This is a genomic window from Streptacidiphilus pinicola (assembly GCF_003258295.1).
GTDB classification, from domain to species: Bacteria; Actinomycetota; Actinomycetes; order Streptomycetales; family Streptomycetaceae; genus Streptacidiphilus; species Streptacidiphilus pinicola.
This window is the reverse complement of the sequence record NZ_QKYN01000149.1, coordinates 362-25,351: the sequence shown is the minus strand read 5'-3', so window position 1 is coordinate 25,351 and position 24,990 is coordinate 362. Positions and strand designations below refer to the sequence as shown.

General features: G+C 73.7%; 18 protein-coding genes and 1 tRNA gene. 18 read left to right on the top strand and 1 reads right to left on the bottom strand.

Annotation, left to right across the window (positions count from 1 at the left end; translation table 11 throughout):
* Nucleotides 1-43: 43 nt before the first annotated feature.
* The 10 genes from DN069_RS40505 (at nucleotide 44) to DN069_RS31825 (ending at nucleotide 15,858) form a co-directional block, all read left to right on the top strand.
* Nucleotides 44-847, top strand: a complete 804-nt coding sequence (locus tag DN069_RS40505) for a hypothetical protein (RefSeq protein ID WP_165845726.1) — start codon at nucleotides 44-46, stop codon at nucleotides 845-847.
* Between the two features lie 195 nt (nucleotides 848-1,042).
* The gene (locus tag DN069_RS31865; protein ID WP_424556350.1) at nucleotides 1,043-2,599 is read left to right on the top strand and encodes a DUF7059 domain-containing protein; all 1,557 of its coding nucleotides are present in this window, start codon (nucleotides 1,043-1,045) and stop codon (nucleotides 2,597-2,599) included.
* A gap of 185 nt (nucleotides 2,600-2,784) precedes the next feature.
* Nucleotides 2,785-3,342 (top strand): DUF3592 domain-containing protein, encoded by a 558-nt coding sequence (locus DN069_RS31860; RefSeq protein ID WP_111506714.1) that lies wholly within the window; start codon nucleotides 2,785-2,787, stop codon nucleotides 3,340-3,342.
* 496 nt (nucleotides 3,343-3,838) lie between these two features.
* Nucleotides 3,839-6,631 carry a type I DNA topoisomerase gene (topA, locus tag DN069_RS31855; RefSeq protein ID WP_111506713.1) on the top strand — a complete coding sequence of 931 codons (2,793 nt, stop codon included), beginning with the start codon at nucleotides 3,839-3,841 and terminating at the stop codon, nucleotides 6,629-6,631.
* 259 nt (nucleotides 6,632-6,890) lie between these two features.
* On the top strand, nucleotides 6,891-10,571 hold the full coding sequence (gene tmk / locus DN069_RS42490; protein WP_111506712.1) for a dTMP kinase: 3,681 nt from the start codon (nucleotides 6,891-6,893) through the stop codon (nucleotides 10,569-10,571).
* Nucleotides 10,572-10,698: 127 nt separating this feature from the next.
* A complete protein-coding gene (locus tag DN069_RS31845; RefSeq protein ID WP_111506711.1) occupies nucleotides 10,699-11,901 on the top strand; it encodes a DNA polymerase III subunit delta' in 1,203 nt (400 codons plus the stop codon).
* A 131-nt stretch (nucleotides 11,902-12,032) separates the two neighbouring features.
* Nucleotides 12,033-13,082 carry a hypothetical protein gene (locus DN069_RS31840; protein ID WP_111506710.1) on the top strand — a complete coding sequence of 350 codons (1,050 nt, stop codon included), beginning with the start codon at nucleotides 12,033-12,035 and terminating at the stop codon, nucleotides 13,080-13,082.
* 188 nt (nucleotides 13,083-13,270) lie between these two features.
* Complete coding sequence (locus DN069_RS31835) at nucleotides 13,271-14,929, top strand: alpha/beta hydrolase (RefSeq protein ID WP_111506709.1); 1,659 nt, start codon at nucleotides 13,271-13,273, stop codon at nucleotides 14,927-14,929.
* A gap of 102 nt (nucleotides 14,930-15,031) precedes the next feature.
* Nucleotides 15,032-15,721 carry a leucine efflux protein LeuE gene (gene leuE, locus DN069_RS31830; RefSeq protein ID WP_111506708.1) on the top strand — a complete coding sequence of 230 codons (690 nt, stop codon included), beginning with the start codon at nucleotides 15,032-15,034 and terminating at the stop codon, nucleotides 15,719-15,721.
* A 63-nt stretch (nucleotides 15,722-15,784) separates the two neighbouring features.
* Nucleotides 15,785-15,858, top strand: a tRNA-Thr gene (locus DN069_RS31825).
* 57 nt (nucleotides 15,859-15,915) lie between these two features.
* Here DN069_RS31825 and DN069_RS31820 read toward each other — a convergent pair.
* Nucleotides 15,916-16,839 (bottom strand): ACP S-malonyltransferase, encoded by a 924-nt coding sequence (locus tag DN069_RS31820; RefSeq protein ID WP_111506707.1) that lies wholly within the window; start codon nucleotides 16,837-16,839, stop codon nucleotides 15,916-15,918.
* 347 nt (nucleotides 16,840-17,186) lie between these two features.
* Here DN069_RS31820 and DN069_RS31815 point away from each other — a divergent pair, with 347 nt between their 5' ends.
* From DN069_RS31815 to DN069_RS31780, 8 genes are all read left to right on the top strand, one after another.
* Nucleotides 17,187-18,701: an acyl-CoA carboxylase subunit beta gene (locus DN069_RS31815; RefSeq protein WP_243639998.1), complete on the top strand. Its 1,515-nt coding sequence runs from the start codon at nucleotides 17,187-17,189 to the stop codon at nucleotides 18,699-18,701.
* Nucleotides 18,698-18,910, top strand: coding sequence for an acyl-CoA carboxylase subunit epsilon (locus DN069_RS31810; protein WP_111506706.1), 213 nt, complete (start codon nucleotides 18,698-18,700; stop codon nucleotides 18,908-18,910). The genes DN069_RS31815 and DN069_RS31810 overlap by 4 nt, the downstream gene beginning before the upstream one ends.
* 47 nt (nucleotides 18,911-18,957) lie before the next feature.
* Entirely contained in the window at nucleotides 18,958-20,025 is a 1,068-nt protein-coding gene (locus DN069_RS31805) for an AfsA-related hotdog domain-containing protein (protein ID WP_111506705.1), read from the top strand.
* The gene (locus DN069_RS42485) at nucleotides 20,022-21,059 is read left to right on the top strand and encodes a beta-ketoacyl-[acyl-carrier-protein] synthase family protein (protein WP_111506704.1); all 1,038 of its coding nucleotides are present in this window, start codon (nucleotides 20,022-20,024) and stop codon (nucleotides 21,057-21,059) included. The genes DN069_RS31805 and DN069_RS42485 overlap by 4 nt, the downstream gene beginning before the upstream one ends.
* Before the next feature lie 34 nt (nucleotides 21,060-21,093).
* A complete protein-coding gene (locus DN069_RS31795) occupies nucleotides 21,094-22,794 on the top strand; it encodes an FAD-dependent monooxygenase (protein WP_111506703.1) in 1,701 nt (566 codons plus the stop codon).
* Complete coding sequence (locus DN069_RS31790; protein ID WP_111506702.1) at nucleotides 22,791-23,828, top strand: beta-ketoacyl-ACP synthase III; 1,038 nt, start codon at nucleotides 22,791-22,793, stop codon at nucleotides 23,826-23,828. The genes DN069_RS31795 and DN069_RS31790 overlap by 4 nt, the downstream gene beginning before the upstream one ends.
* Nucleotides 23,829-23,878: 50 nt before the next feature.
* The gene (locus DN069_RS31785) at nucleotides 23,879-24,136 is read left to right on the top strand and encodes an acyl carrier protein (protein WP_133260104.1); all 258 of its coding nucleotides are present in this window, start codon (nucleotides 23,879-23,881) and stop codon (nucleotides 24,134-24,136) included.
* Nucleotides 24,133-24,990, top strand: an 858-nt coding sequence (locus DN069_RS31780; RefSeq protein ID WP_243639995.1) for a beta-ketoacyl-[acyl-carrier-protein] synthase family protein, incomplete at its 3' end; no start/stop codon positions are given. The genes DN069_RS31785 and DN069_RS31780, both read left to right, overlap by 4 nt.

Sequence of the window (24,990 nt, the reverse complement as noted above, 5' to 3'; positions counted from 1 at the left end):
GTGTAGGTTCCCAAGCTGGGTCAGAGCGTGGGAAGGGGACCCGGTGAGCAGGTCGGAGCAGGTGGCAGGGCTGGTGCAGGAGCCGGCGGCGGGGGCGGGGACGGCCTCGCGGAGGGCGTCGCGGGACGGGCGCGGGACGGGCCGGACGACGACCGTCCGGGTCGCGGTCGCCGCGTCGGTCGCGGCTGTCGTGGCACTCGGCACGGCCGCCTGCGGCGGCAGCGACGACACGGCCAAGCTGGACTCGTGGGCCAAGAGCGTGTGCGGCGGCATCTCCGCTCCGATCAACGCGCTGGCCGCCGCCAAGGCGGACACCGGCCGGATCGTCCAGGGCGAGAGCCCGGCCGATCTGCAGAAGCGGATGGCCGACGACATGGGCAAGATGGCCGCCGGGAATCAGCAGATAGCGCAGGCGGTCCAGGCCGCGGGCGCGCCGTCGACCAGCGACGGCGCGCAGACCCAGGCCGACGCGGTCAGCGAGCTGAATCAGGCCGCCGGTGGCTACACCAAGGTCCAGCAGACCGTGAAGGCGCTGCCGGTCAACGACCAGGCCCGTTTCGCGGCCGGCCTGCGCGGCGTCTCGGACCAGATCGGCCAGCTCTCCACACAGTCTTCCGCGGCGCTGCAGAAGCTCCAGAGTGGCGACCTCGGCGCGGCGCTCGGCCGCCAGCCGGGATGCGCGGCACCGAGCGACACCGCGACGGCGGGCGGCGCGGACAGCTCCACGGCCACCCCGAACGCTTCCGGCTCCGCCGCGGCGGCCCCGTCCGCATCGTCCTCGGACCACCGCTCCACCAAGCCGACCAGCAAGTCCACCCCGAAGGCCTCCGGTTCGGCCTCCCCCTGACCCGCCGCCTCCCTGGCCCGTTTGCGTGGCCCGTTCGCGCGGCGCGCGGAGAGAGCGCAGCGGGGATGGGGCGGGGAGTCGGGAAGAATGGCTGGCGTGACGAAAAGTTCTTCCCCTGAGAGCCCCGCCGGGACCCCGGCAGAGTCCGATGTGAGCGGCGCGGCCGCAGGATCGGGGGCGGCGCGTGGCGCCGCGCTGCCGGTTGTGGACCGGGCGCGGATCGCGCGGCTGCGGGAGGCGTTCGTCGCCGCCGGGTACACCGCCGACGGCTGCCTGGAGCTGCTCGGCGGTGCGGCCTACGCCGCGCTCGCGCGCAGCGAGAGCGTGCCCGCGCTGCGGGCCACGGCCGGGGCGGGGACGCTGCCGACGCTGGTGCGCCTGTTCCTGCTGCAGCGCGAGGTGTCCTACCCGCAGGCCGTCCTCGCGCTGCCCGTCGAGGAGGCGCTGGCCGACGGCTGGCTGACCCGCACCCCCGAGGGCGGGGTCCGGGCCACGGTCGACGTCCGGCCGTACGCCAACGACATCGCGGGGGAGACCGGGACCGCCGACGCGTGGATCGTCTCCGACCTCGGGTGCGCCGTCGGCGGGGCGGGCGGCATCGGCTCCGGCGCCGCGACCGACCAGGGCGTGCCGCGCAGCGAGCTGGTGCTCGGGGTCGGCGGGGCGTCCACGACGCTGGCCAACATCACCGTGCGGCGTCCGGTGCGCCGCGCACTCGACCTCGGGACGGGCTCCGGCATCCAGGCCCTGCACGCCGCCCGCCACGCCGGTCACGTCGTGGCCACGGACGTGAACCCGCGCGCGCTGCACTTCGCGCGGCTCTCCGCCGAGCTGTCGGCCCTGGGGGAGCGCGTCGAGGTCCGCGAGGGGAGCCTGTTCGAGCCGGTCGCGGCCGACCCGGCGGACGGGGATGCCGGGCGCTTCGACCTGATCGTCTCGAACCCGCCCTTCGTGATCTCGCCGGGTGGACGCTTCACCTACCGCGACGGCGGGATGGCCGGCGACGACCTCTGCCGCAGCCTGGTCGCCCGGGCCGGCGAGCATCTGGCTCCCGGCGGCTACTGCCAGCTGCTGGCCAACTGGCAGCACGTGCGCGGCCAGGACTGGCGCGACCGGGTGGCCTCCTGGGTCGCGGGGACCGGCTGCGACGCCTGGATCGTGCAGCGCGACGTGCAGGACCCGACCACCTACGCGGAGCTCTGGCTGCGCGACGGCGGCGATCACCGCGGCCCCCGCGAGGAGTACGAGCGGCGGTACGCGGAGTGGCTGGACGCCTTCGAGGCGGCCAAGGTCGAGGGCGTCGGATTCGGCTGGATCACGCTGCGCCGCGCGCCCGAGGGCGCGGAGCCGGTCGTGGTCGCCGAGGAGTGGCCGCATCCCGTCGAGCAGCCGCTCGGGCCGGTCATCGAGCAGTGGTTCGCCCGGCAGGACTTCCTGCGCGCCCACGACGACGCGGGGCTGCTGGACGAGCGCTACCGGCTGGCCGAGGAGGTCGTCCAGGAGCAGGTGGGCGTCCCCGGCGCGGAGGATCCCGAGCACGTGATCCTGCGTCAGAACCGGGGCATGCGACGGGCGACGAAGGTCGACACCGTCGGCGCGGGCTTCGCGGGTGCCTGCGAGGGCACGCTGCGTGCCGGGGACATCCTGGACGCGATCGCCCGCCTGCTGGAGGAGGACCCGGTGATCCTGCGCGACCGCGCGCCCGAGCAGATCCGCCTGCTGGTGGAGCAGGGATTCCTGCTGCCCGCCTGACCCCGCGCCGCCCCGCGCCTGACCCCGCGACGCTCCCGCCGACCCCTGATGAACCGCTCGTTCATCGGGGGTTTGCCTTGCCTTCGCCGTCCATAGGTCCGACGTTGCCGACGCGCTGACAACCTGCTGCCGCGACCGATCACGTGATCGACCATCAGACGACAGAGCATGGGGGGTGAGCGAACATGGGGACGCCACTGAGTCTGTTCACGGGGGCGTGGTTCACCCTGTTCGGCGGCGCTGTCATCTGGTGGTGCGCCGTGGAGGTGCGCCTGCGACGCACCCTACGGCGCGTCGGCGTCAACGGCATGGCGCGGGTGGTGCCGGCCTCCGCACTTGAACGGGTGGCCGAGCCGGTCGGCGTCGCGACCGCCGGGCCGGCGCCGTCCGCCGCGGTCGACCGTGCCGCCGGCCATGATCACGTCGCCGTCGACCGGGCCGCCGACGACCAGGCCACTGACGTGGACCAGACCGCCGACGTCGACCACGCCGACAACGCGCCGCTGCTCAGCTTCGAGGTCGAGGGCCACGGCGAGGTGGTGACCCGCCCACGCGGCTGGACCTCGATCCGGCGCTCCGCCGCGCTGCCCGTGGACGCGCTGGTGCCGGTCCGCTACGACCCGCAGGAGCCGACGCGGGTGGCGCTGGAGGGCGTGCCGCAGAGCCGCAGCGATCTGTTCTGGCTGCTGCTGGGCCTGCTCTTCGCCGTCTGCGGTGTGACGCTGCTCGCAACCGCGTTCTGAGCCGCGAGGCTCGTGTGGCTCGTGCGGCTCGTGCGGGCCGGCAACACCGTCCACCGACCGGTGGTCTTATCAGGCGGGTGCATGCCCATGCGCCCGGATGGGCAGAGACACGCCGAACGGGTTGGATTGCGCGCCGGAAATCCGACGGCCGGTCCTATGATCCGGCTGTCCGGTTCGGGCCTGTTCGGCGGGTCCGCGTCCCCGCCGGGCGCCCTCCGGCCTGCTCGTGGCCTGTTCGTGGCGTGTTCGCAGTTTTGCTCGCGTGTTCGTGTGACCACGTACGACTTTGCTCCGACATACCGTACGACCCCGCCCGAACAGCGGGAACCGGCCCACTCGGGTTACCGTTCGAGAGGCAGCGGGGGGTTCCCGTCGCAGAGATGTCGGGATCCGTCCGTTTGACAAGGGGCACCGGGGTGCGGTCACACTCCGCATTCAGGACCGTGTCGCCGCGAGTCGCGGCGGCCACCCCTCAGACCGGGAGAGAAGAGCGAAGGTGTCCCCGACCAGCGAGACCGCACGCGACGGACGTCGACTCGTCATCGTCGAGTCGCCGGCCAAGGCGAAGACGATCAAGGGTTACCTGGGCCCTGGATACGTGGTCGAGGCGAGTGTCGGGCATATCCGCGACCTTCCCGGCACCGCGGCCGAGGTTCCCGAGGGCTACACCGGCGACGTCCGACGCCTCGGCATCGACGTGGACCACGATTTCGAGCCGATCTACGTCGTCAATCCGGACAAGAAGGCTCAGGTCTCCAAGCTCAAGTCGCTGCTGAAGGAAGCCGACGAACTCTTCCTCGCCACCGATGAGGACCGCGAGGGCGAGGCCATCGCCTGGCACCTGCAGGAAGTGCTGCGTCCCAAGGTGCCGGTGCACCGGATGGTCTTCCACGAGATCACCAAGGACGCCATCCAGGAGGCCGTGCGCAACCCGCGCGAGCTGAACAAGCGACTGGTCGACGCGCAGGAGACCCGCCGCATCCTCGACCGCCTCTACGGCTACGAGGTCTCCCCGGTGCTGTGGAAGAAGGTCATGCCGCGGCTGTCGGCGGGCCGCGTCCAGTCCGTGGCGACCCGCCTCGTGGTCGAGCGCGAGCGTGAGCGCATGGCGTTCCGCTCCGCCTCCTACTGGGACCTGACCGCTGTCTTCGCCACCGCCGACGCCGGCCGCGCCGCGGCCGCCGGCGAGCCGGGCACCTTCGGCGCGCGCCTGTCCGCCGTCGACGGCCGCCGGGTCGCGACCGGCCGTGACTTCGACTCGCTCGGGCAGCTCAAGGGCTCGTCCGGCGCCGCCGCCGGCCAGGTGCTGCACCTGGACGAGGAGGCCGCGCGCGGCCTGGCCGCCGCGCTGGCCGCGACCGACTTCAACGTCCGCAGCGTCGAGTCCAAGCCGTACCGCCGCTCGCCCTACGCGCCGTTCCGCACCACCACGCTCCAGCAGGAGGCCAGCCGCAAGCTGGGCTTCGGCGCCAAGCGCACCATGGACGTGGCGCAGAAGCTGTACGAGAACGGCTTCATCACCTATATGCGTACCGACTCGACCACGCTCTCGGACACGGCCGTGAACGCCGCCCGCGCGCAGGTCGAGCAGCTCTACGGCCGCGAGTACCTGCCGGACGCGCCGCGCACCTACCAGGGCAAGGTCAAGAACGCCCAGGAGGCGCACGAGGCGATCCGCCCCTCCGGCGACCGCTTCCGCACCCCGGCCGAGACCCGGCTGACCGGCGACGAGTACAAGCTGTACGAGCTGATCTGGATGCGGACCGTCGCCTCCCAGATGAAGGACGCCGTCGGCCAGTCCGTCAGCGTCAAGGTCGCGGGCCGCGCCGCCGACGGCCGGGACGTCGAGTTCTCCGCCTCCGGCAAGATCATCACCTTCCACGGCTTCCTCAAGGCCTACGTCGAGGGCCGCGACGACCCGGACGCCGAGCTCGACGACCGCGAGCGCCGGCTGCCGCCGATGGCCGAGGGCGACGGCGTCACCGCCGATGAGATCACCCCCGACGGCCACGCCACCAAGCCCCCGGCGCGCTACACCGAGGCCTCGCTGGTCAAGGAGCTGGAAGACCGCGAGATCGGTCGCCCGTCCACCTACGCGGCGATCATCGACACGATCATCCGGCGCGGCTACGTCTTCAAGAAGGGCACGGCGCTCGTCCCGTCCTTCATCGCGCTGGCCGCGGTCCGGTTGCTGGAGGAGCACTTCGGCCGCCTGGTCGACTACGACTTCACCGCCAAGATGGAGGACGACCTCGACGCCATCGCGCGCGGCGAGGCCGAGTCGGTGCCGTGGCTGCGCCGCTTCTACTTCGGCGAGGGCGGCGTGGAGGGCGCGGCGTCGTCCGCGGCCGACGCCGGCAACGGCGACGGCGACCACCTCGGCGGCCTCAAGGAGCTCGTCACCGACCTCGGCGCCATCGACGCCCGCGAGATCAGCTCCTTCCCGCTGGGCGACTCCGGCATCACGCTGCGCGTCGGCCGCTACGGCCCGTACGTCGAGCGCGGCGAGCAGCGCAAGGACGTGCCGGACGACCTGGCTCCCGAGGAGCTGACGGTCGAGCTGGCCGAGGAGCTGCTGGCGCAGCCCAGCGGCGAGCGGATGCTCGGCAACGACCCCGCGACCGGTCACCAGATCGTGGCGAAGGACGGCCGTTACGGCGCGTACTTCACCGAGATCCTCCCCGAGGGCACGCCGAAGACCGGCAAGAACGCGGTCAAGCCGCGGACCGGTTCGCTGCTGAAGTCCATGACGCTGGACACGGTGACGCTGGAGGACGCGCTCAAGATCTTTGGTCTGCCGCGGGTCGTCGGCGTCGACGCGGAGGGCGTCGAGATCACCGCGCAGAACGGCCGCTACGGGCCGTACCTGAAGAAGGGCACGGACTCGCGCTCCCTGGAGACCGAGGAGCAGATGTTCACGGTCACCCTGGAGGAGGCGCTGGCGATCTACGCCCAGCCGAAGGCGCGCGGCCGCGCGGCGGCGAAGCCTCCGCTGAAGGAACTCGGCGTGGACCCGGTCAGCGAGAAGCCGGTCGTGGTGAAGGACGGGCGCTTCGGCCCGTACGTCACCGACGGCGAGACCAACGCCACCCTGCGGCGCGACGACTCCGTCGAGGAGATCACGCCGGAGCGCGGCTTCGAGCTGCTCGCGGAGAAGCGCGCGAAGGGCCCGGCCAAGAAGACGGCGAAGAAGGCTCCCGCGAAGAAGGCGGCGGCCAAGAAGACGACGGCGGCCGCGAAGAAGGCCCCCGCGAAGAAGGCCGCGGCCAAGAAGACCGCCAGCGCGTAGCGCTCAGGGGCGCGGTGCGCGAGCAACCAACCGGGGCGGATGGCCCTGCTCACTGAGGACCATCCGCATGTCGGTGGCTTGTCGCGCAGTTCCCCGCGCCCCTGGGTGTTGCACGTGGCCGGAGGCGCACAGGTGGGGCCTCGCGCCTCTGGGTGTTGCCTGGCGGGCGCTCTGCAAAAGTGCACCAGCTCCGGTACCGGAAGGTAACCGTCTGCCAACAGGGGGACGGGGTGTCGTGGGCGACAGTTAGGCTGGCCGTATGAGCGCCGAGTCGCAGGAGCCCACCAGCGAGGCCCCGGAGAGCCCCCGCCCAGAGGAACGCAGCAGCGGGCCGTTCGTCGGCGTCAGTCCGACGGATCGTGCCCGTGCGCTGCTGCGTGGTCGTGCCTACGGGCGCGCCTGGCGAGCCCAGGTGGTGGGGACGTTGGGCGACCGCCTCGCCCTGCTGACGCTGCTCGCGCTGACGGTGCGCGCCGTCATAGGGGCGCAGGCCCTGGGCGGTGGATACTCCGCGACCCTGTTCGCGCTCGCCGCGGCCTTCGGTGCGCGGATCCTCGGGACGGTCCTCTTCGGCGCCGTACTGCTGGCGCCGCTCGCGCAGTTGACGCGGCGTCTGGACCGGCGGCAGCTGCTCGTCGGGGCTGAGGCGCTGCGCGCCGCCCTGCTGGCCTGCGCGCTGTTCTGGGTGAGCTGGGTCGGCGTCAAGGCGTGGATCTGGCTGCTGGTCACCGTCTTCCTGACGGCGGCGCTGGAGCGGGTGGTGACGGTCACGCGCGAGTCCTTCGCCGAGGCGCTGCTGCCGAATGCCGCGCCGGGCCACCCGGCCGTGGACCAGCGGCCGGTGCTGCGGCACATCGACCTGTGGACGGGCTACGCCGCGATCCCGCTCGCCGCGCTCGGCTTCGTCGTGCTGATGCTGCTGAACCAGGGCGTCGGGCAGGGCGTCGCGTGGCTGTCGGCGCACCCGCTGGCGCTCGCCGGGTTCGGCGCGGCCGCGCTGTTCGTGGCGGCCGGGGTACTGCACTTCCGGCAGGAGCTGCCGGACTCCGAGGCGGAGGGGGGCCGGTCGTTCGAGCCGCGTTCGCCGCTCACCAACCTGCGCGCCCCGGCGGACGTCACCCCGGGTCTGGTGGCGCGCGGACGCACCGGCTCCTCGCTGACCTTCTCCTTCGCGGCCTGCTCGACCGCCGCCGCGGTCGCGGCCGCCGGGGCCGTCGCGTACGTGCACGCCTTCGACCTGCTGGCCGGTGAGATCGGCTACGCGCTGCTGGTGCTCGCGCTGACCGCGGGGCTGCTGCTGGGCCTGCGGGTCAGCCGCAGCGTGCTGCCGCCGCTGAGCCGGCGCCGAATGCTGCCGCTGGCCATGGTCGTCTCCGGGCTCGGGCTGGTCCTGGGTGGCCTGGTCCGCGACTACGTGCTGGCGCTGGTCCTCTTCTCACTCGCCGGGATCGCGGGCGGCGTCGCCTTCCGCGGTGCGCGGGACCTGCTGGCGCAGGAGACCGAGGAGGCCCGTCGGCCGCGCGTCGACGAGCACCTGCACGCGATGCTTCGGGTCGCCGTCGCACTCGCGCTCGTCGCCTCCCCGCTGATCGGCGCGGCCTTCGGGCCGGAGCAGTTCGGCGGCACGACGCTGACCTTCGACCACGGCGGGGCGGGCCTCTCGGTCGCGCTCGCCGGCCTGCTGCTGGTGATCGCGGGCGTCGTGGTGCTGCTGCGCGCCGACGACCGCAAGGGCGTCGCCCCGCTGCCGCGTGACGTGTGGGACGCGCTGACCGCCGGCGCCGAGCCGCCCGCCTACCGGGCTGGCACCGGCTTCTTCGTCGCCCTGGAGGGCGGCGACGGCGCGGGCAAGTCCACTCAGGCCCAGGCGCTGGCGGAGTGGATCCGCAGCAAGGGCCACGAGGTGGTGCTGACCCGCGAGCCGGGCGGCAGTGCGATCGGCCAGCGGCTGCGCGCGATGCTGCTCGACGTCGCCAACACTGGCATCTCGCACCGCGCCGAGGCACTGATCTTCGCGGCCGACCGCGCCGAGCACGTCGACTCCGTGATCCTGCCCGCGCTGGAACGCGGCGCCGTCGTGATCACGGACCGGTACATGGACTCGTCCATCGCCTACCAGGGCGCCGGCCGCGATCTGGAGGCCGACGACGTCGCCCGGATCAACCGCTGGGCCACCGGTGGCCTCGTCCCGGACCTGACGGTCGTGCTGGACGTGGCGCCGTCGGCGGCGCGCGAGCGTTTCTCCGAGGCGCCGGACCGGATGGAGTCCGAGCCGGAGGTCTTCCACCAGCGGGTCCGCGCAGCCTTCCTGGCGCTGGCCGCGGCCGACCCTGGCCGCTACCTGATCGTCGACGCGGGCCAGCCCCCGCACGCCGTCACCACGGCCATCCGGCACCGGCTCGACCGCGAGCTGCCGCTCTCCGAGCAGGAGAAGGCGGCTCTCGCCGAGCGGGAGCGGCTGGCCCGTGAGGCCGAGGCGCGCCGTCTGGCGGAGGAGGCCCGCCGCAAGGCCGAGGAGGAGCGCGCCGAGCGCGAGCGCCAGGCCACACTGGAGCGGCTCCGGCTGGAGGCAGAGGAGGCCGAGAAGGCCCGCCAGGCCGAGGAGGACCGCAAGGCGGCCGAGGCCGCGCGCCAGGCGGCGGAGGCCGCCCGCGCCGCAGCCGAGGCCGAGGCGGCGCGTCGCGCCGCGGAGGAGGCGGAGCGCCGCCGGGCCGAGGAGGCCGCGCATGCGGCGGCCCTCGCCGAGGCGGAGCGGCTCGCCGAGCTGGAGCGCCAGCGCGCCGAGAAGCGCGCGGAGGAGCGCCGTCGGGCGGAGGAGGCCCTCCGCCGAGCCGAGGAGTCCCGCCTGGCGGCGGAGGCGGCGGCCGTCGCGACCGCGGCCGCTGCCGCTGCGGAGCGGGAGGCGCGGGCCGGTGTCCGGGGCGCCGAGCACGACTCCGCCGGTGCGGACCGCCCCATAGCCGGTGGCGATGACGAGACGGCCGTGCTCCCGCGTGTTCCGGCGGACGCCGAGCACCCGAAGGGCGCCTCGGGCGCCTCGGGCGCGTCTGACGCTTCTTCCGACGCCGAGGACGCGACCGCCGAGCTGCCGCAGGTCGACCGCGCGTCGACGTCCTCGGGCTCTGCCACTGCCTCCGCCTCCGCCGCCTTCGACTCCGCGATGGACGAAACGACCGTGATGCCGCGTGTGGTGGCGGACGCCGTCGACCGGAGCGAGAGCGAGGTCGAGTCCACCGCCGTGCTGCCCGTCGTGGGCGGCAAGGACGAGGGCACGACGGGCTCGGCCCGGGGCACCGGCGCCGCTGACGCCGCGTCGGCCGCGCCCAGGCCCGCCGCACCTGCTGCACCCACCGCTCCCGCTGCTCCGGGTGGGGCCTCGGACGAGACCATGGTGATGCCGCCGATGCCGGCGCAGCCGCCCGTCGTCGGGGTGGCCGGGCCGGCCGAGGAGGACGCGCCGAAGAAGACCCGTCGCTCGCGGTTCTCCCGGAAGGGCTCGGCGCAGGACGCGGGGCAGGAGGCGCCGCGGCCGCAGGCCTCGGCCGCTGACGCCGCGTCGGCCGCCGAGGAGACGACGGTGATGCCCGTCGTGGACCCGCGGGCGGAGCGGTCGCTGCCGCGCGCGTGGCGGGAGGCGGCGCCGCGCAGCGGTGAGAGCGTCCAGGACAAGGTGCCCGACTGGCTCTTCCGGCCCGAGCCGGGCCCGGCGGGCTCGGAGGCGCCCACGGCGCAGATCCCCGCGGTCGGTCCGAAGCCGGGCGCCGACGCCCGGGGGGCGGGTGCGCGAGGCGGCCGCTACGACTGGGCGGAGGAGACCCCGCTGGACGACCTGCCGTCGCTCACCGACCAGCTCCTCGGCACCAAGGAGGAGTGGGCGCAGTGGCACGCCGAGCACCCGGGCGAGGAGCCCGGCCCGGACGCCGGTTCCCAGCGCCACTGAGGCCGGTTGTCGGTGGTGGCGGCTAGGCTGCCAGCAGTGAAGAGAGAGCCGTCGGGCCTCGGCCGACAGCCGAGAAAGCACAGCACAGACGGCCGGTCAAGCAGAGACGGTAGAGCGGCGGCGTGACGTGAGCGTGTGGGACGACCTGGTCGGGCAGGACCAGGTGGTGGAGCAGTTGGTCTCCGCCGCCCGTGCGGCACGCGCGGTCGTGGCGGGCGAGACGCCCGCCGCCGGTGCGACGGGGATGACGCACGCGTGGCTGTTCACCGGTCCGCCCGGCTCCGGGATGGGGGCGGCCGCGCGTGCCTTCGCGGCCGCGCTGCAGTGCACCTCGCCCGACCTGGATCTGGGCGGGGTGCCGGGCTGCGGCTTCTGCGAGGGCTGCCACACGGCGCTGGTGGGCAGCCACGCGGATGTCGAGACGGTGCGTACGGACATGCTCAGCATCGGCGTCAAGGAGACGCGGGAGCTGGTCCGCAACGCCTCGATGTCGCCGGCGAACGGCCGCTGGCAGGTCATCATCCTGGAGGACTCGGACCGGCTCACCGAGGGCGCAGCCAACGTCCTGTTGAAGGCGATCGAGGAGCCGGCGCCGCGCACGGTGTGGCTGCTGTGCGCGCCCAGCGTCGAGGACGCGCTGCCGACGATCCGTTCGCGCTGCCGCCTGCTGGTGCTGCGCACGCCCCCTGCCGGCGCGGTCGCGGACGTGCTGGTGCGGCGCGACGGAGTGGAGCCGCAGCTCGCCGCGTTCGCGGCGCGGGCCGCGCACGGGCACATCGACCGGGCCAGGCGGCTGGCCCTGGACGAGTCGGCGCGCTCCCGCCGCGCCGAGGTGCTGCGCCTGCCGATGGTCGTCGGGGATCTCGGCAAGTGCCTGGCCGGCGCCCAAGCGCTGGTCGACGCGGCCGGGGCGGAGGCCAAGCAGGTCGCGGACGAGGTGGACGTCAAGGAGACCGAGGAGCTGCGCGCCGCGCTCGGCGCGGCGGCCGGTGTCGGCGGGCGCATGCCGCGCGGCACCGCGGGCGCGATGAAGGAGCTGGAGGACCGGCAGAAGCGCCGTGCCACCCGCATCCAGCGCGACAGCCTCGACCTGGCCCTGATCGACCTCGCCGGTTTCTACCGGGATGTCCTTTCGGTGCAGTTCGGGGCGGCCGGGGAGCTGGCCAACGAGGACCTGCGGGCGAACGTCGAGCGCGTCGCCGCGCAGTCGTCCCAGGAGACGACGCTGCGCCGCATCGAGGCCGTCCTGGCCTGCCGCGACGCGATCGAGCGCAATGTCGCGCCGCTGCTCGCGGTCGAGGCCATGGCGGTCACCCTCCGCGCGGGCTGACGCTCCGTCCGGCCTGCTCACCGGCTCCGTCCGCCCTGTACCACGGCTCGGTTCCGCCTGAGCGTTCCCTCCTTCGGGTGGCAATGGGAGGGGAATTGATCACCTGCCCCCGGACGGGGGATCCGGACAGGATGACCTTGTGGTGGAGCGCAGCGCTGATCGCTGCCGGGGCGACGCTCGGTGTCGGGTTGGCCGGCAGCGCGTTCGGGGCCTGGCGGGAGGAACGGGCCGGGCGGGTGTACGAGCTGACGCCCCGGTACGTCCGGGTGGCCGGGCGGGGCCTCGCCGCGGCCGTCGCGCTCCTGGCGGCGGTGGTCGGCGCGGTCATGTCCGCGGTCGGTGGCCCGGGGAGCAACGGCTCGGGGGAGGGCATGGGGAACGGCGCGGCGCCGGCGGAGCAGCCGGTGGCGGCCGTCGCCCCGGTGCGCCCCTCCTCGCCGCAGCCGGACTCGGACCGGGCGCACGCGAGCGCCTCCGCCGCGCCGGCCGTGCTCGCCGTCGTCGGACAGCCCTCCGGCGGGCGGCTCTACCTCGGCACACTGCCGGGAGTCCCGGGGCGGGTGCGGGTCTGGGTTCCGGCCCAGTACGGGGCCCACGACGGCACCCACCCGGGATCCGCCGCCCTGCAGGGGATCGTGGTCCGCGCGCCGCAGGGGGAGCTGGCCGAGGTCTGGGAGGGGCTCGCGGGCGCCGTCACCGCCGGGCACGCGAACCCCTTCGTCGCCGTCGCCCCGGAGGATCCGTGCGCGCTGGCCGCAGACGACACGGCGCTGCGCGGCGCGGTCGCCGGACGGTTCCGGGTGGCCTCGCGGTCACGCTCCTGGGCCGAGCTGGGCGTGGACGGTGGGTCCTCGTGCGCGGTCGCGGCCGAGCTGACCCACCCGGACGCGTACGCGGGCGCCGCGGCTCTCGGCGGCGCGCTGCCCCGCCCGGCGGCGTCCGGGGGCGGCGCGTCCTCGCTGCCGCCGGGCATCCGGCTGGCGCTGGCCCAGGCGCACCGGGACACCGCGGGGCAGGCCGAGGCGAACCGGCTCCGGTCGGCGCTGCAGGGAGCCCCGGACGCGGCGGTCCGACTCTCCTCGGTGGTTCGCGACGCGACCACGGGACGGGAACGCTTTCGACTGGTCAGAATGGCGGCAGACTATGTAACCGAGGAGTTCGCCGCCGCGGCCCACCACTGACCGGCCGGCCGCAGCACCCTCCACCCGAAGCCGGCTACCACCCGACAGCACCGACCACCGACAGCACCGACCACCCGACCGCCCTCACCTCACCAACGCCCGACCACCCTCACCACTCGCTTCACCCGCACCGCAGCGGGAGTCGCCGCGGCGCGGCCCACCCTGGGGAGAGCATGAAGAGAACCCGCATGCCCAGCGTCGTCCCGTCCAAGCGGCCCAAGCCGGCTGCGTCCAGGGCCGTCGCGGCGCTGGCCGTCCTCGGGCTGACGGCGGTCGGAGTCGTCGGCTGCAGTTCCTCCGGATCCTCCCCGGGTGCCTCGACCGACGGGTCGAGCGCCTCCGCGGCCGGCGGGCCGTCCTCGACCGACACCGCGTCGAACGGCTCGGCCACCACGCTGGAGCCGCTGCCGACGGCGGTCCCGGCGGACCTGCAGTCGTACTACAGCCAGCAGCTGTCCTGGCACCCCTGCGACTCCGGCTTCGAGTGCGCGACGTTCAAGGTCCCGCTCGACTACGCCCACCCGGGCGCGGCCGGCGGCGGCGACCTCACGCTCTCCGCGGTGCGCAAGCAGGCGACGGGACAGGGCGCGCCGCACCTCGGGTCGCTGCTGGTCAACCCGGGCGGTCCCGGGGGCTCGGCGGTGGACTACGCCGAGTACGCGGCCCTGACCTACCCGGCGGTGGTGCGGGCCGCCTACGACATCGTCGGCGTTGACCCGCGCGGCGTCGCCCGCAGCGCGCCGGTGCAGTGCCTGACGGACTCCCAGATGGACGCCTACACCCAGGTGAACACCACCCCGACCGACCAGGCGGGCGTGGACGCGCTGGTGGCGGCGGACAAGAGCTTCGCCCAGGCCTGCGAGAAGCAGTCCGGCAAGCTGCTGAACCACGTCAGCACGGTGGAGTCGGCGCGGGACATGGACGTGCTGCGCGCCCTCCTCGGCGACGCGAAGCTGCACTATGTGGGCAAGTCCTACGGCACCTTCCTGGGCGCCACCTACGCCGGGCTGTTCCCGTCCAAGGTCGGGACGATGGTGCTGGACGGGGCGATGAACCCGTCGCTGACCGCGCAGCAGCTCAACTCCCAGCAGGCGGGCGGGTTCGAGGTGGCCTTCAACGCCTTCGCGGCCGACTGCGTGAAGCGCCCGAGCTGCCCGCTCGGCAGCGGCACGGTCGACCAGGCGGACCAGAAGCTCGACGCCTTCTTCAAGTCGCTGAACGCCGACCCGCTGCCCACCGGTGACCCGCGCCGGCTGAACGAGGCGCTCGGCATGACCGGTGTGATCTCCGCCATGTACGACCCGGCGCAGTGGTCGGACCTGCGCCTCGCCCTCGCGGACGCGATGAACAACGGCAACGGCAAGGAGCTGCTGGCGCTCTCGGACGCGTACTACGAGCGCGACACGAGCGGCCACTACAGCAACCTGATGTACGCGAACGCGGCGGTGAACTGCCTGGACCTGCCGCCCGCGGCGACCAGCCCCGACCAGGTGCGCCAGCAGCTGCCCGCGTACCTGAAGTCCTCCCCGCAGTTCGGTGCGAGCCTCGCCTGGGGCGGCCTGACCTGCGCGTACTGGCCGGTCCAGGCCACCGGCTCGCCGCACGTCGTCCCGGCCAAGGGGGCGGCGCCGATCCTGGTGGTCGGCACCACCCGCGACCCGGCCACCCCGTACGCGTGGGCGCAGGGCCTGGCCCAGCAGCTCGACACCGGCACGCTGCTGACCTACGACGGCGACGGCCACACCGCGTACGCCCGCAACCCCGGCGGCAGCCCCTGTATCGACGAGGCGGTCAACCTCTACCTGCTGCAGGGCAAGGTCCCGGCCAAGGGCACGGTCTGCCAGTGAAAGCGTGATCACACGGAGGGCAGTTGTCAGGAGCGACTGCCCTCCACGATCCTTTCATCGGGCGGGTTCCCCCGCCGCGGTCTCCGATGAAAGGCAGGCGCCGTGCTCGGCGTGATCCACTACCCCACATACGCCCTCGGCGCCCTGCTGATCGTCCTGCTCCCGGGGCCGAACTCGCTCTACGTGCTCTCCACCGCCGCCCGCGCCGGCATATCCACCGGCTACCGCGCGGCGGCCGGCGTCTTCCTCGGCGACACCACGCTGATCACCCTCACCTCGCTCGGCGCGGCCTCGCTGCTGCGCACCACGCCGGTGATCTTCGACGCGGTGAAGCTGATCGGCGCGGTCTACCTGCTGGTCATCGGCTACGGCATGCTCAAGGCCGCCCGCGACCTCTGGCGCGAGCGCCACGCGACGCCGGCCGCTCCCGCTGGACCCGAGGGGTCCGCGCAGCCCGCCCCGTCGGGCCAGCCCGAGGCCGCCCAGACCTCGCCCTTCCGCCGCGCCCTGCTGATCAGCCTGCTGAACCCGAAGGCGATCCTCTTCCTGCTCTCCTTCTTCGTGCAGTTCGTGGACCCGTCCTACGCCAGCCCGGGCTTCTCCTTCGCGGTCCTCGGCGGCACGGTTCAGCTCTTCAGCTTCCTCTACCTCTCGACGCTGATCCTGGCGGGCCACCGCCTCGCCGCCGTCTTCCGAGTCCGCCGCCGTCTCTCGGCCACCCTCACCACGGGTGTCGCCGCACTCTTCATCGGCTTCGCCGCCAAGCTCGCCACGGCGTCGGCGGCGGGGTGATCATGTCGTGATCGAAAGGCGTGCAGGAGCACCCCTCCGACCTGTGTAGACTAATCCCCGTTCGCCGCCTTAGCTCAGTTGGCCAGAGCAACGCACTCGTAATGCGTAGGTCTCGGGTTCGAATCCCGAAGGCGGCTCCTTCGAGGCCCCGGTCGCAGTCCGCTGCGACCGGGGCCTTTGGGTTTCCGTACGTGCTACGCCGCGACTGGGAGGGACGCGAAGCTCTGGGCCGGGACGGTCGGGAGGGTGCGGCGGGCGAGGCTCGCCAGGGTGCGGCCGGGGCCGATGTCGGTGAGGTCGGTGACGCCCAGCTCGGTGTGGAGGGTGATCAGGGACGTGCACCAGTGGACGGGGCTGGTGAGCTGGCGGGCGCTCAGCTCGCGCCAGTGCGGACCGCCGTGGTGGGGGCGGGCGTCGACGTTGGCGATCACCGGGACGGTGCCGGCCCGGAACTCTGCCCGGTTGAGGGCGGCGCGCAGCGCCGGCTCGGCGTCGGCCAGGTAGGGGCTGTGGCAGGCGGCGGTCACCGGGAGCAGGCTGCAGCGCAGTTCGGCGGAGGCCGCGCGGGCGGCCAGCACGACGACGGAGGCGCGGCTGCCGGCGACCACGGTCTGCTGCGGACTGTTGTAGTTGGCGGCCCAGATGTCCTCGCCCTCCTCCCGGAGGGCGGAGACCAGCCGCTCGACGGTCTCCGGGCCTCCGCCCATCACCGCGGCCATCGCGCCCGGGCGCCTGCGGGCGGCCTCGGCCATTGCCCGGCCGCGCTCGCCGACCAGCCGGGCGCCGTCGGTGAGGCTGAGCACGCCCGCGGCCACCAGGGCCGTGTACTCGCCGAGGCTGTGGCCCGCCAGCGCGACCACCGAGTCGGCCCGGCCCTGCTCGCGGAACTCCTGCCAGGCGAGCAGTGAGGCGGTGAAGACCGCGATCTGTGCGCGGTCGGTGCGAGCGAGCGCGGCCTCGTCGGATGTCAGCAGCAGCTCGGCCACGTCGTGGCCGGAGGCCTGCGAGACGGTTTCGACGAGCTGCCAGACGTCGCTGCCGCGCCAGGGGTCGCCCATCCCGGGGCGCTGCACGCCCTGGCCGGGGAACAGCACGGCGGAGCTCGGTGGTGTGGTCATGGGGCTTCCCTCCGGGGACGGTTGAGGCAGGTCACATCGTGCCGACCGGTCGCTCAAGCCCCGGAAAGGGCGCGGAAAGGGCGTGGAAAGGGCGCGGCAAGGGCGGAGCAACGGCCAGGAAAGGCCCCGCAAAAGGGCCGGAGGCCTTTTCCGCGCCTTGAGCGGCGCATTGTCGAGTGGGTCGAATCCTTGTTCCCGGCGGCGCAGTCACGTGCCGACCGATGGGAGGACAAGGCATGACCACGATGGTCGAAACACCCGTCAGGGAAAGCCCGGTCTCCTACGGGGGAGCGGAGGAGCAGGAGCCGACCGACACCCTGTCGGCCCGGGTCAGGGAACTGCACGCGATGCACGCCGAGGCGCATGCCGGGCCGGACCCGAAGGCGACCGCGGCGCAGCACGCCAGGGGCAAGCTGACCGCCCGGGAGCGGATCGAACTCCTGCTGGACGAAGGCTCGTTCACCGAGGTCGAGCCGCTGCGCCGACACCGCGCGAGCGGATTCGGCCTGGAGCACCGCAAGCCCTACACCGATGGCGTGGTCACCGGCTGGGGCACCGTCGAGGGCCGGCAGGTCTTCGTCTACGCACACGACTTCCGGATCTTCGGCGGGGCGCTCGGCGAGTCGCACGCCGCGAAGATCCACAAGCTGATGGACCTCGCCGAGGCGGCCGGCGCTCCGCTGGTCAGCCTCTGCGACGGCGCGGGCGCCCGGATCCAGGAGGGGGTCACCGCGCTGGCCGGCTACGGCGGCATCTTCCAGCGCAACGCCCGTTCCTCCGGCGTGATTCCGCAGATCAGCGTGATCCTCGGGCCGTGTGCGGGCGGCGCCGCGTACTCGCCGGCGCTGACCGACTTCACGTTCATGGTGCGCGGCGTGGCGCAGATGTTCATCACCGGCCCGGACGTCGTCCAGGCGGTCACCGGTGAGCAGGTGAGCATGGACGGTCTGGGCGGCGCCGACGTCCACTCCGGCGTCTCCGGGGTGTGCGCGTTCGCGTACGACGACGAGGCGAGCTGCCTGGAGGACGTGCGTCATCTCCTCTCCTACCTCCCCGCCAACAACCGGCAGGCCCCGCCGGTGGTGCCCACCGACGACCCCGCCGACCGGCGTTGCGAGCGGCTCGCCGAGCTGGTCCCGGTCGACCCGGCGCGGGGGTACGACGTGCGGGCGGTCATCGCGGAGATCGTGGACGACGGCGAGTTCTTCGAGGTGCAGCCCACCTGGGCCACCAACGTGGTCTGCGCGCTGACCCGGATCGACGGCCACACCGCCGGCATCGTCGCCAACCAACCGCTGTCGCTGGCCGGGGTGCTGGACATCAACGCCTCGGAGAAGGCCGCACGCTTCGTGTCCTTCTGCGACGCCTTCAACATCCCGCTGGTGACCATGCTGGACGTGCCCGGCTTCCTGCCGGGCGTCGACCAGGAGCACAAGGGGATCATCCGGCACGGCGCCAAGCTGCTGTACGCGTACTGCAACGCCACCGTGCCGCGGATCCAGCTGATCATGCGCAAGGCCTACGGCGGCGCCTACATCGTGATGGACTCCCGCTCGGTCGGCACCGACCTGTCGTTCGCCTGGCCCACCAACGAGATCGCGGTCATGGGCGCGGAGGGCGCCGCCAACGTGATCTTCCGCCGGCAGATCGCCGCGGCCGACGATCCCGAGGCGACCCGGGCCCAGATGGTCAAGGAGTACCGGGCCGAGCTGATGCACCCGTACTACGCGGCCGAGCGCGGGCTGGTGGACGACGTGATCGACCCCGCCGAGACCCGCGCGACGCTGGCGAGTTCGCTGGCCATGCTCCGCACCAAGCACCGCGCGCTGCCGCAGCGCAAGCACGGGATCACACCGCTGTGAGCGCCGACCCGGACCGTCCTTCCCTCCGCGTGCTCCGTGGCGTCCCCACCGCCGAGGAACTCGCCGTGCTGACCGCCGTACTGACCGCCGTGCTGCCGGCCGCCCGCCCCACCGGAACGCCGCAGCCCGCCCCCGCGCCGACACCGGTCCGGGTGCGGTGGGACCGCTCGGACGTCGACTACCGCAGCCCCCTCGCCTGGGTCGCGTGAGTCCCGCCCCGCTGACGCCCGCTGAAGCCGAATCAGGAGACCGAGAGATGACCGACCGAGAGATGACCGACGAGGAAGAGAAGAAGGGCTGCCCGCCACTCGCTGCCAACCTCGAGTTCATGAGCACGGTGAACCGCTCCGTGCTGCACCGCTGGGCGCTGGCCGAGGTGTTCCTGACGGACGCCCGCCAGGTGAGCGAGGACGAGTACGTGGCCGCCGCCCAGCTGCCGCCCTCGCACGCCTACTACACCGAGCACACCTCGCGGCTGGGCGCCCCCGACCCGATGCTGCTGCTGGAGTGCTGCCGGCAGGCCGAGACCTACGGCGGCCACGAGTTCGCCGGGGTGTCCAACAGCAGCAAGTTCCTGCTCCGTTCCTGGTCTATGGCGCTGCCGGGGCTGCTGACCATCCCGGTGGAGGAAACCCCTGGCGAGATGCGGATCACGGTCCGCACCAGCAACCGGCGTGGCGCGCCCGGCGACGTCCGGGGCCTGACCTTCGGCGTCGACATGAAGCTGGCCAAGCGCTGCCTGGGCTTCGTCAGCATGGACGTCGGCTACATCCCGGCCGAGGTGTACGAGACGGTACGGCTCCAGGGCCGCAGCAAACCGCTGATCCCGTTCCGGGACATACCGCGGGAGACCGCCTACGTGCCGCCGCACCTGGTCGGGCGCAACTCGCCCTCCAACGTGGTGCTCTCGACCGCGGCGATGGGCACCGACAGCGGCTACGCCACGGTCCGCATCCCGCTCGACAACCGGAGCATGTTCGACCACGGCCAGGACCACGTCCCGGGCATGGTGCTGATGGAGGCCGCACGGCAGATCAGCCTGCTCGGCCTGTCGGACCTGTGGGGCGCCTCGGTCAACCGCAGCACGGTGGCCGGGTTCGAGTTCTCCTTCATGCGCTACGCCGAGCTGGACCTGCCCACCACGGTGCACATCCGCAAGACCGAGCCGTACGCCCACGACGACAACCTGAGTCTGATGCTGCCGGATCTGCGCACGTTCTGGATCGACTTCGAGCAGCAGGGCGACGTGATCGCCTCGGGTCGGATGCACACCACGACCTCGGCCTCGGTCAACCCGCTGCCCGAAGGCGAGGAGTGCGCATGATCCCCGACCACCTCTGGCTGGCCCCCGCCGAGTGGCTGCCGAACGAGGCCGAGAAGACCGCGGACGCGCTCGCCGCCGACCGGATCACCGCCGAGGAGGCGGAGTCCATGGGCTACGAGCAACTCCCGGTCGCGGGTGAGGAGTCCGCCCCGGAGCTCGCGGTGCGGGCGGCCCGGCGCGCCCTGCGGAAGTCCGGCACCCGGGCGGGTGAGCTGTCCGCCGTGCTGCACGCGAGCACCTACTACCAGGGACACGACTTCTGGTCGCCGGCCCACTTCGTCGCCGCCGAACTCGGGGCCGAGCAGGCCGTGCCGATGGGCGTGCAGCAGATGTGCAACGGCGCCGCGGCGGCCCTGCAGGCCGCCGTGCACCGCCTCGACGAGATCGGGGTGGGGCCGGTGCTGGCCACCACGGCGGATCGTTTCGCCGCCCCCGGCTTCGACCGCTGGGGCGGCGACTACGGGGTCTGGTACGGCGACGGGGCCACCGCCGCCGTGATCGGACGGGGCGGCACCCCCGCCCACGTCCCGCCCGGGGCGCTGGTGCTCCGCGCGCTGGTCACCCAGGCGGCACCGGCGCTGGAGTCGGCCCACCGCGACCTGGAGGCCTTCCACCCGGCCCCGCACACGCGCAGCGACGTGGTGGACGTGCGCCGCACCAAGAAGGCGTTCCTCGCCCGGTACGGGCGCACGGAGTTCCTGGACCACCTGCGGCGACGGACCAGCGAGGTGCTGGCGGAGGCGCTGACCGCGGCAGGCCCGGGGACGGGACCGCTGCGCGCGGTCCTGCTGCCCCGGCTGGGCCGGACCACCGCGCGGGAGGTCTACGGGCCCGCGGTCGCCGAGGTGACCGACGCGCCCGTGCTCGACCTGGGCGAGCGCACCGGGCATCTCGGCGCGGGTGACCTGTTCGCCAACCTGACCGCGCTCTGCGCCGAGGACGGCCCCGCCCAGCTGGCGCCCGGCGAGTCCGCCGCGGTGCTGAGCGCGGGCGCCGGCTTCACCTGGACCGCCGCCGTGGTGCGTCGGCGATGACCACCACCGACCGATCCGAGAAGGGCACACAGCGATGACCATCCCCTTGCGCGAGGGCGGGCGACGCCCGGTCCTCGTCGTGGGTGCCGGCCCGGTGGGGCTGGTGCTCGCCACCGAACTGCTCAGCCAGGGCGTGCCGGTCCGTCTGATCGACAACTCGGCCGGCGGGCCGGTGCAGCACTCCCGTGCCAGCGTGGTCTGGCCGCGCAGCCTGGAGCTGCTGGGCCGGATCGGCGCCGCGAGCCCGCTCGTGGAGGCGGGCAACCGGCTGGACGCGGTCCGCTACTACTCCCGCAAGCGGCACCTCGGCTCGGTCGAGATGAGCCGGCTGACGGGCACCCCGTACCCGTTCGGCGTGGTCATCCCGCAGAACACCACCGAGGAGCTGATCCGGGCCCGACTGGCCCACCACGGCGGGGAGATCGAGTTCGGCACGCTGACCGGACTGGACACCGCCGCGCCGCGTCCCGTCGCCACCGTCGAGCGGGCGGACGGGCGGAGCGAGCAGATCGAGGCGGACTGGGTGATCGGCGCGGACGGGGCGCACAGTGCCGTGCGCCGCCTCGCCGGCATCGAGTTCCTCGGCAGCGGCAACGACGTGCTGTTCGCGATCGGCGACGGCCCCGTCGAGGGCGAGCTGGACCCGCACGCGATGCACTACTGCTACTCCCGGACCGGAGCGCTGGGCCTGGCGCCCTTCGGCGACGGCACCTTCCGGGTGGCGATCAGCGTGCCGGACTGGGACCGCCCCGAGGGCCCGCCGCGCGAGCTGTTCCAGCACTTCCTCGACGAACGCTCGCCGACCCCCGGCCTGGTCGGCCGGCTGGAGTGGTCCACCATCTTCCGGGCCCGCCGCCGGGTGGCCGAGACCATGCGGGCCGGCCGGGTCTTCCTCGCCGGCGACGCGGCCCACGTGTTCAGCGCCGCCGGGGCGCAGGGCATGAACACCGGCATCCAGGACGCGGTCAACCTGGCCTGGAAGCTGGCCGGGGTCGTGGGCGGCACGTTCGACGCGGGCATCCTGGACGGCTACGACACCGAGCGCCGGATCGCTGCCGAGCGGATCGTGCTGACCACGGCCAAGCAGACCAGCTGGGGGCTGTTCAAGCGCCCGCACGAGATCGCCGCCCGCGACGCCGCGGTCCGGGTCGCCGAGCACACCGGTGTGCTGCAGCGCTTCGCGGCCCCGCTGATGGCCCAGCACGACGTCAGTTACCGCCCGGCCGAGACGCTGTGGGACACCCTGCCCGGGCTGACCCGCAAGGCCCGCGTCGGTGACCGGCTGCCGGTCTTCGCCGCGCACGGCGAGCCGCAGCCGGGCGCGGAGCGGTGGCCCGCGATCGACCCGGCGCGGCTGACCCTGCTGCTCTGGGCCGGCGACCGGCAGGACGCCGACTGGACCGACCGCCGCGACCAGCTCGCGCGGACCACACCGGAGGGCCTGGTGGTCCAGGACATCTCGGGCTGGCCGGGGCTGCGGCCGCTGCTGGGCCGTGAGCCGCGGGCCGTGCTGGTTCGCCCTGACGGCCATGTGGCGGCGCTGACGGCGCCCGATCCGACGGAGGTCCGCCTCGCCCTGCGCCGCGCCCGGCACGCCTTCCCCGCCCCGGCCCCCGACGCGACGGCCGCCGTCCCCGCCGTCCAGGCACCGGCGACGACGGTCTCGACCGGGACGACGGCAACGACCGGGAAGACGGCGACGACCGGGACGAGCGAACCGGCGGTGGCGGCATGACCAGGGCAGCCGTGCTGTGCGGGGTGGGCGGGGCGCTGCCCACGATCGCGGTCAGCAACGAGGAGCTGGCCTCCCGCTTCGACACCTCCGACCAGTGGATCCGCACCCGCACCGGGATCGGCAACCGCCACGTGATCGAACCGGGCCGGGCCACTTCGGACCTCGCGGTCGAGGCCGCGACCGAGGCCCTGGCCGTCGCGGGCCGGACGGCCGGCCCCGCCCCGGTGGACCTGGTGGTGCTGGCCACCAGCACCCCGGACCGTCCCTGCCCGGCCACGGCTCCCGTCGTGGCGCACCGGCTGGGGCTGGGCACCGTACCGGCCTTCGACGTGGCGGCGGTCTGCACCGGGTTCCTCTACGCGCTGGCCACCGCCGTCTCGATGGTCACCGCGGGCCTGGCCGACCGGGCCCTGGTGATCGGCGCGGACACCTTCTCCACCATCCTCGACCCCGCCGACCGGACCACAGCGGCCATCTTCGGCGACGGCGCCGGAGCCGTCGTGCTGCGGGCCGGGGAGGCCGACGAACCCGGCGCGCTGCTCGGCTTCGACCTGGGTGCCGACGGCGCCGGCGAGGACCTGATCACCGTGCGGGCCGGTGGCTCGCGGCAGCGGGCCTCGGGCGAGGCCGCCGCCGAGGGCGACCAGTGGTTCGCGATGCAGGGCGGTCCCGTCTTCACCGAGGCCGTGCTGCGGATGAGCGAGTCCAGCCGGACCCTGCTGGAGCGGCTCGGCTGGACGGGCGGGGAGCCCGCCAAGGTGGTCGCACACCAGGCCAACATCCGCATCCTGCGCGCCGTCGGCGAGCAACTGGGGCTGGACGAGAAGCAGTTCGTGGTGAACCTCGACCGGGTCGGCAACACCGTGGCGGGTTCGATCCCGCTCGCGCTCCGCGACGCCGTCGCGGACGGCGACCTGGCGTCGGGACAGCGGGTGCTGCTCACCGCCTTCGGCGGCGGGCTCACCTGGGGCTCCGCCGCCCTGGTCTGGCCTGATCTGGGCCGGCCCGCCCCGACCCCACCGGAGCTTCCGTGACCACCGCACAGCGCATCAGCACCTCCCACACAACCGACAAGGAGTCCGTCATGACCGTTTCGATCGCCCAGGAGTCCCTCAAGCACCGTCTGGCCGCCCTGATCGGGGAGAAGTTCGGCCTCGACGAGGCGGAGCTGCTCTCCGGCGCCACCTTCGACGAGTTGGAGATCGACTCGCTGATCCTGGTCGAGCTCGGCCTGATCCTGCGCAAGGAGATGGACATCATCCTCGCCGAGGGCGAGCTCAAGTCCTCGTTCACCCTCGACGAGGCGGTCGACGTCATCCGCGCGAAGGCGGAGCAGGCATGAGCAGGTACGCGGGCGGACGGGGCGTCGCCATCACCGGTATCGGGCTGGTGACCCCCGCCGGCATCGGCGTGGCGGAGAACTGGCAGCGGCTGCTCTCCGGGGTGTCCGCCGCCACCACCGACCCCGAGCTGGCCGGCGAGAGGGTCGACATCTCCTGCCGCGTCCCGGACTTCGACCCGGTGGCCGAACTCGGCCGGCGCAACGCCTGGAAGCTGGACCGTTTCACCCAGCTCGCCGTCGTGGGCGCCCGGCAGGCGGTCGCCGACTCGGGGCTGGACTGCGGCTCCTGGGACTGCACCCGCGTCGGCGTGGTGATCGGCAATTCGCTCGGCGGTGCCGCCACCCTGGAGAAGCAGTTGCGCACCTACTTCCAGGGGGCTCCTGAGGACGTGTCAGCACTGATGATCCCGATGGGGATGGTCAACATGGTCGCCGGCTACGTGGCCATGGACCAGCACATCCAGGGCCCGAGCCTGGTGACCGCGACCGCCTGCGCCTCCGGTGCCTCGGCGATCGGCACCGCCCGCGAGTGGCTGCTCTCCGGCCTGTGCGACGTGGTGCTGGCCGGCGGGACCGAGTCGGCGATCAGCCCGGGAACGCTCAACGGCCTGGCCCGGATGGGCGCGCTGTCGGCCCGGACCGACGACCCGGCGGCGGCCTCCCGGCCGTTCGCGCCGGACCGGGACGGATTCGTGGCCGGCGAGGGCGCGGCGATCCTGGTGCTGGAGCGCAGCAAGGACGCGGCGGCCCGGGGCGCCCGGCGGTACGCCGACATCGCGGGCTTCGCGGCCTCCTCGGACGCCCACCACGCCACCGCCCCGCACCCGCGGGGCGCCGGGCTGGCGCGGGCGCTG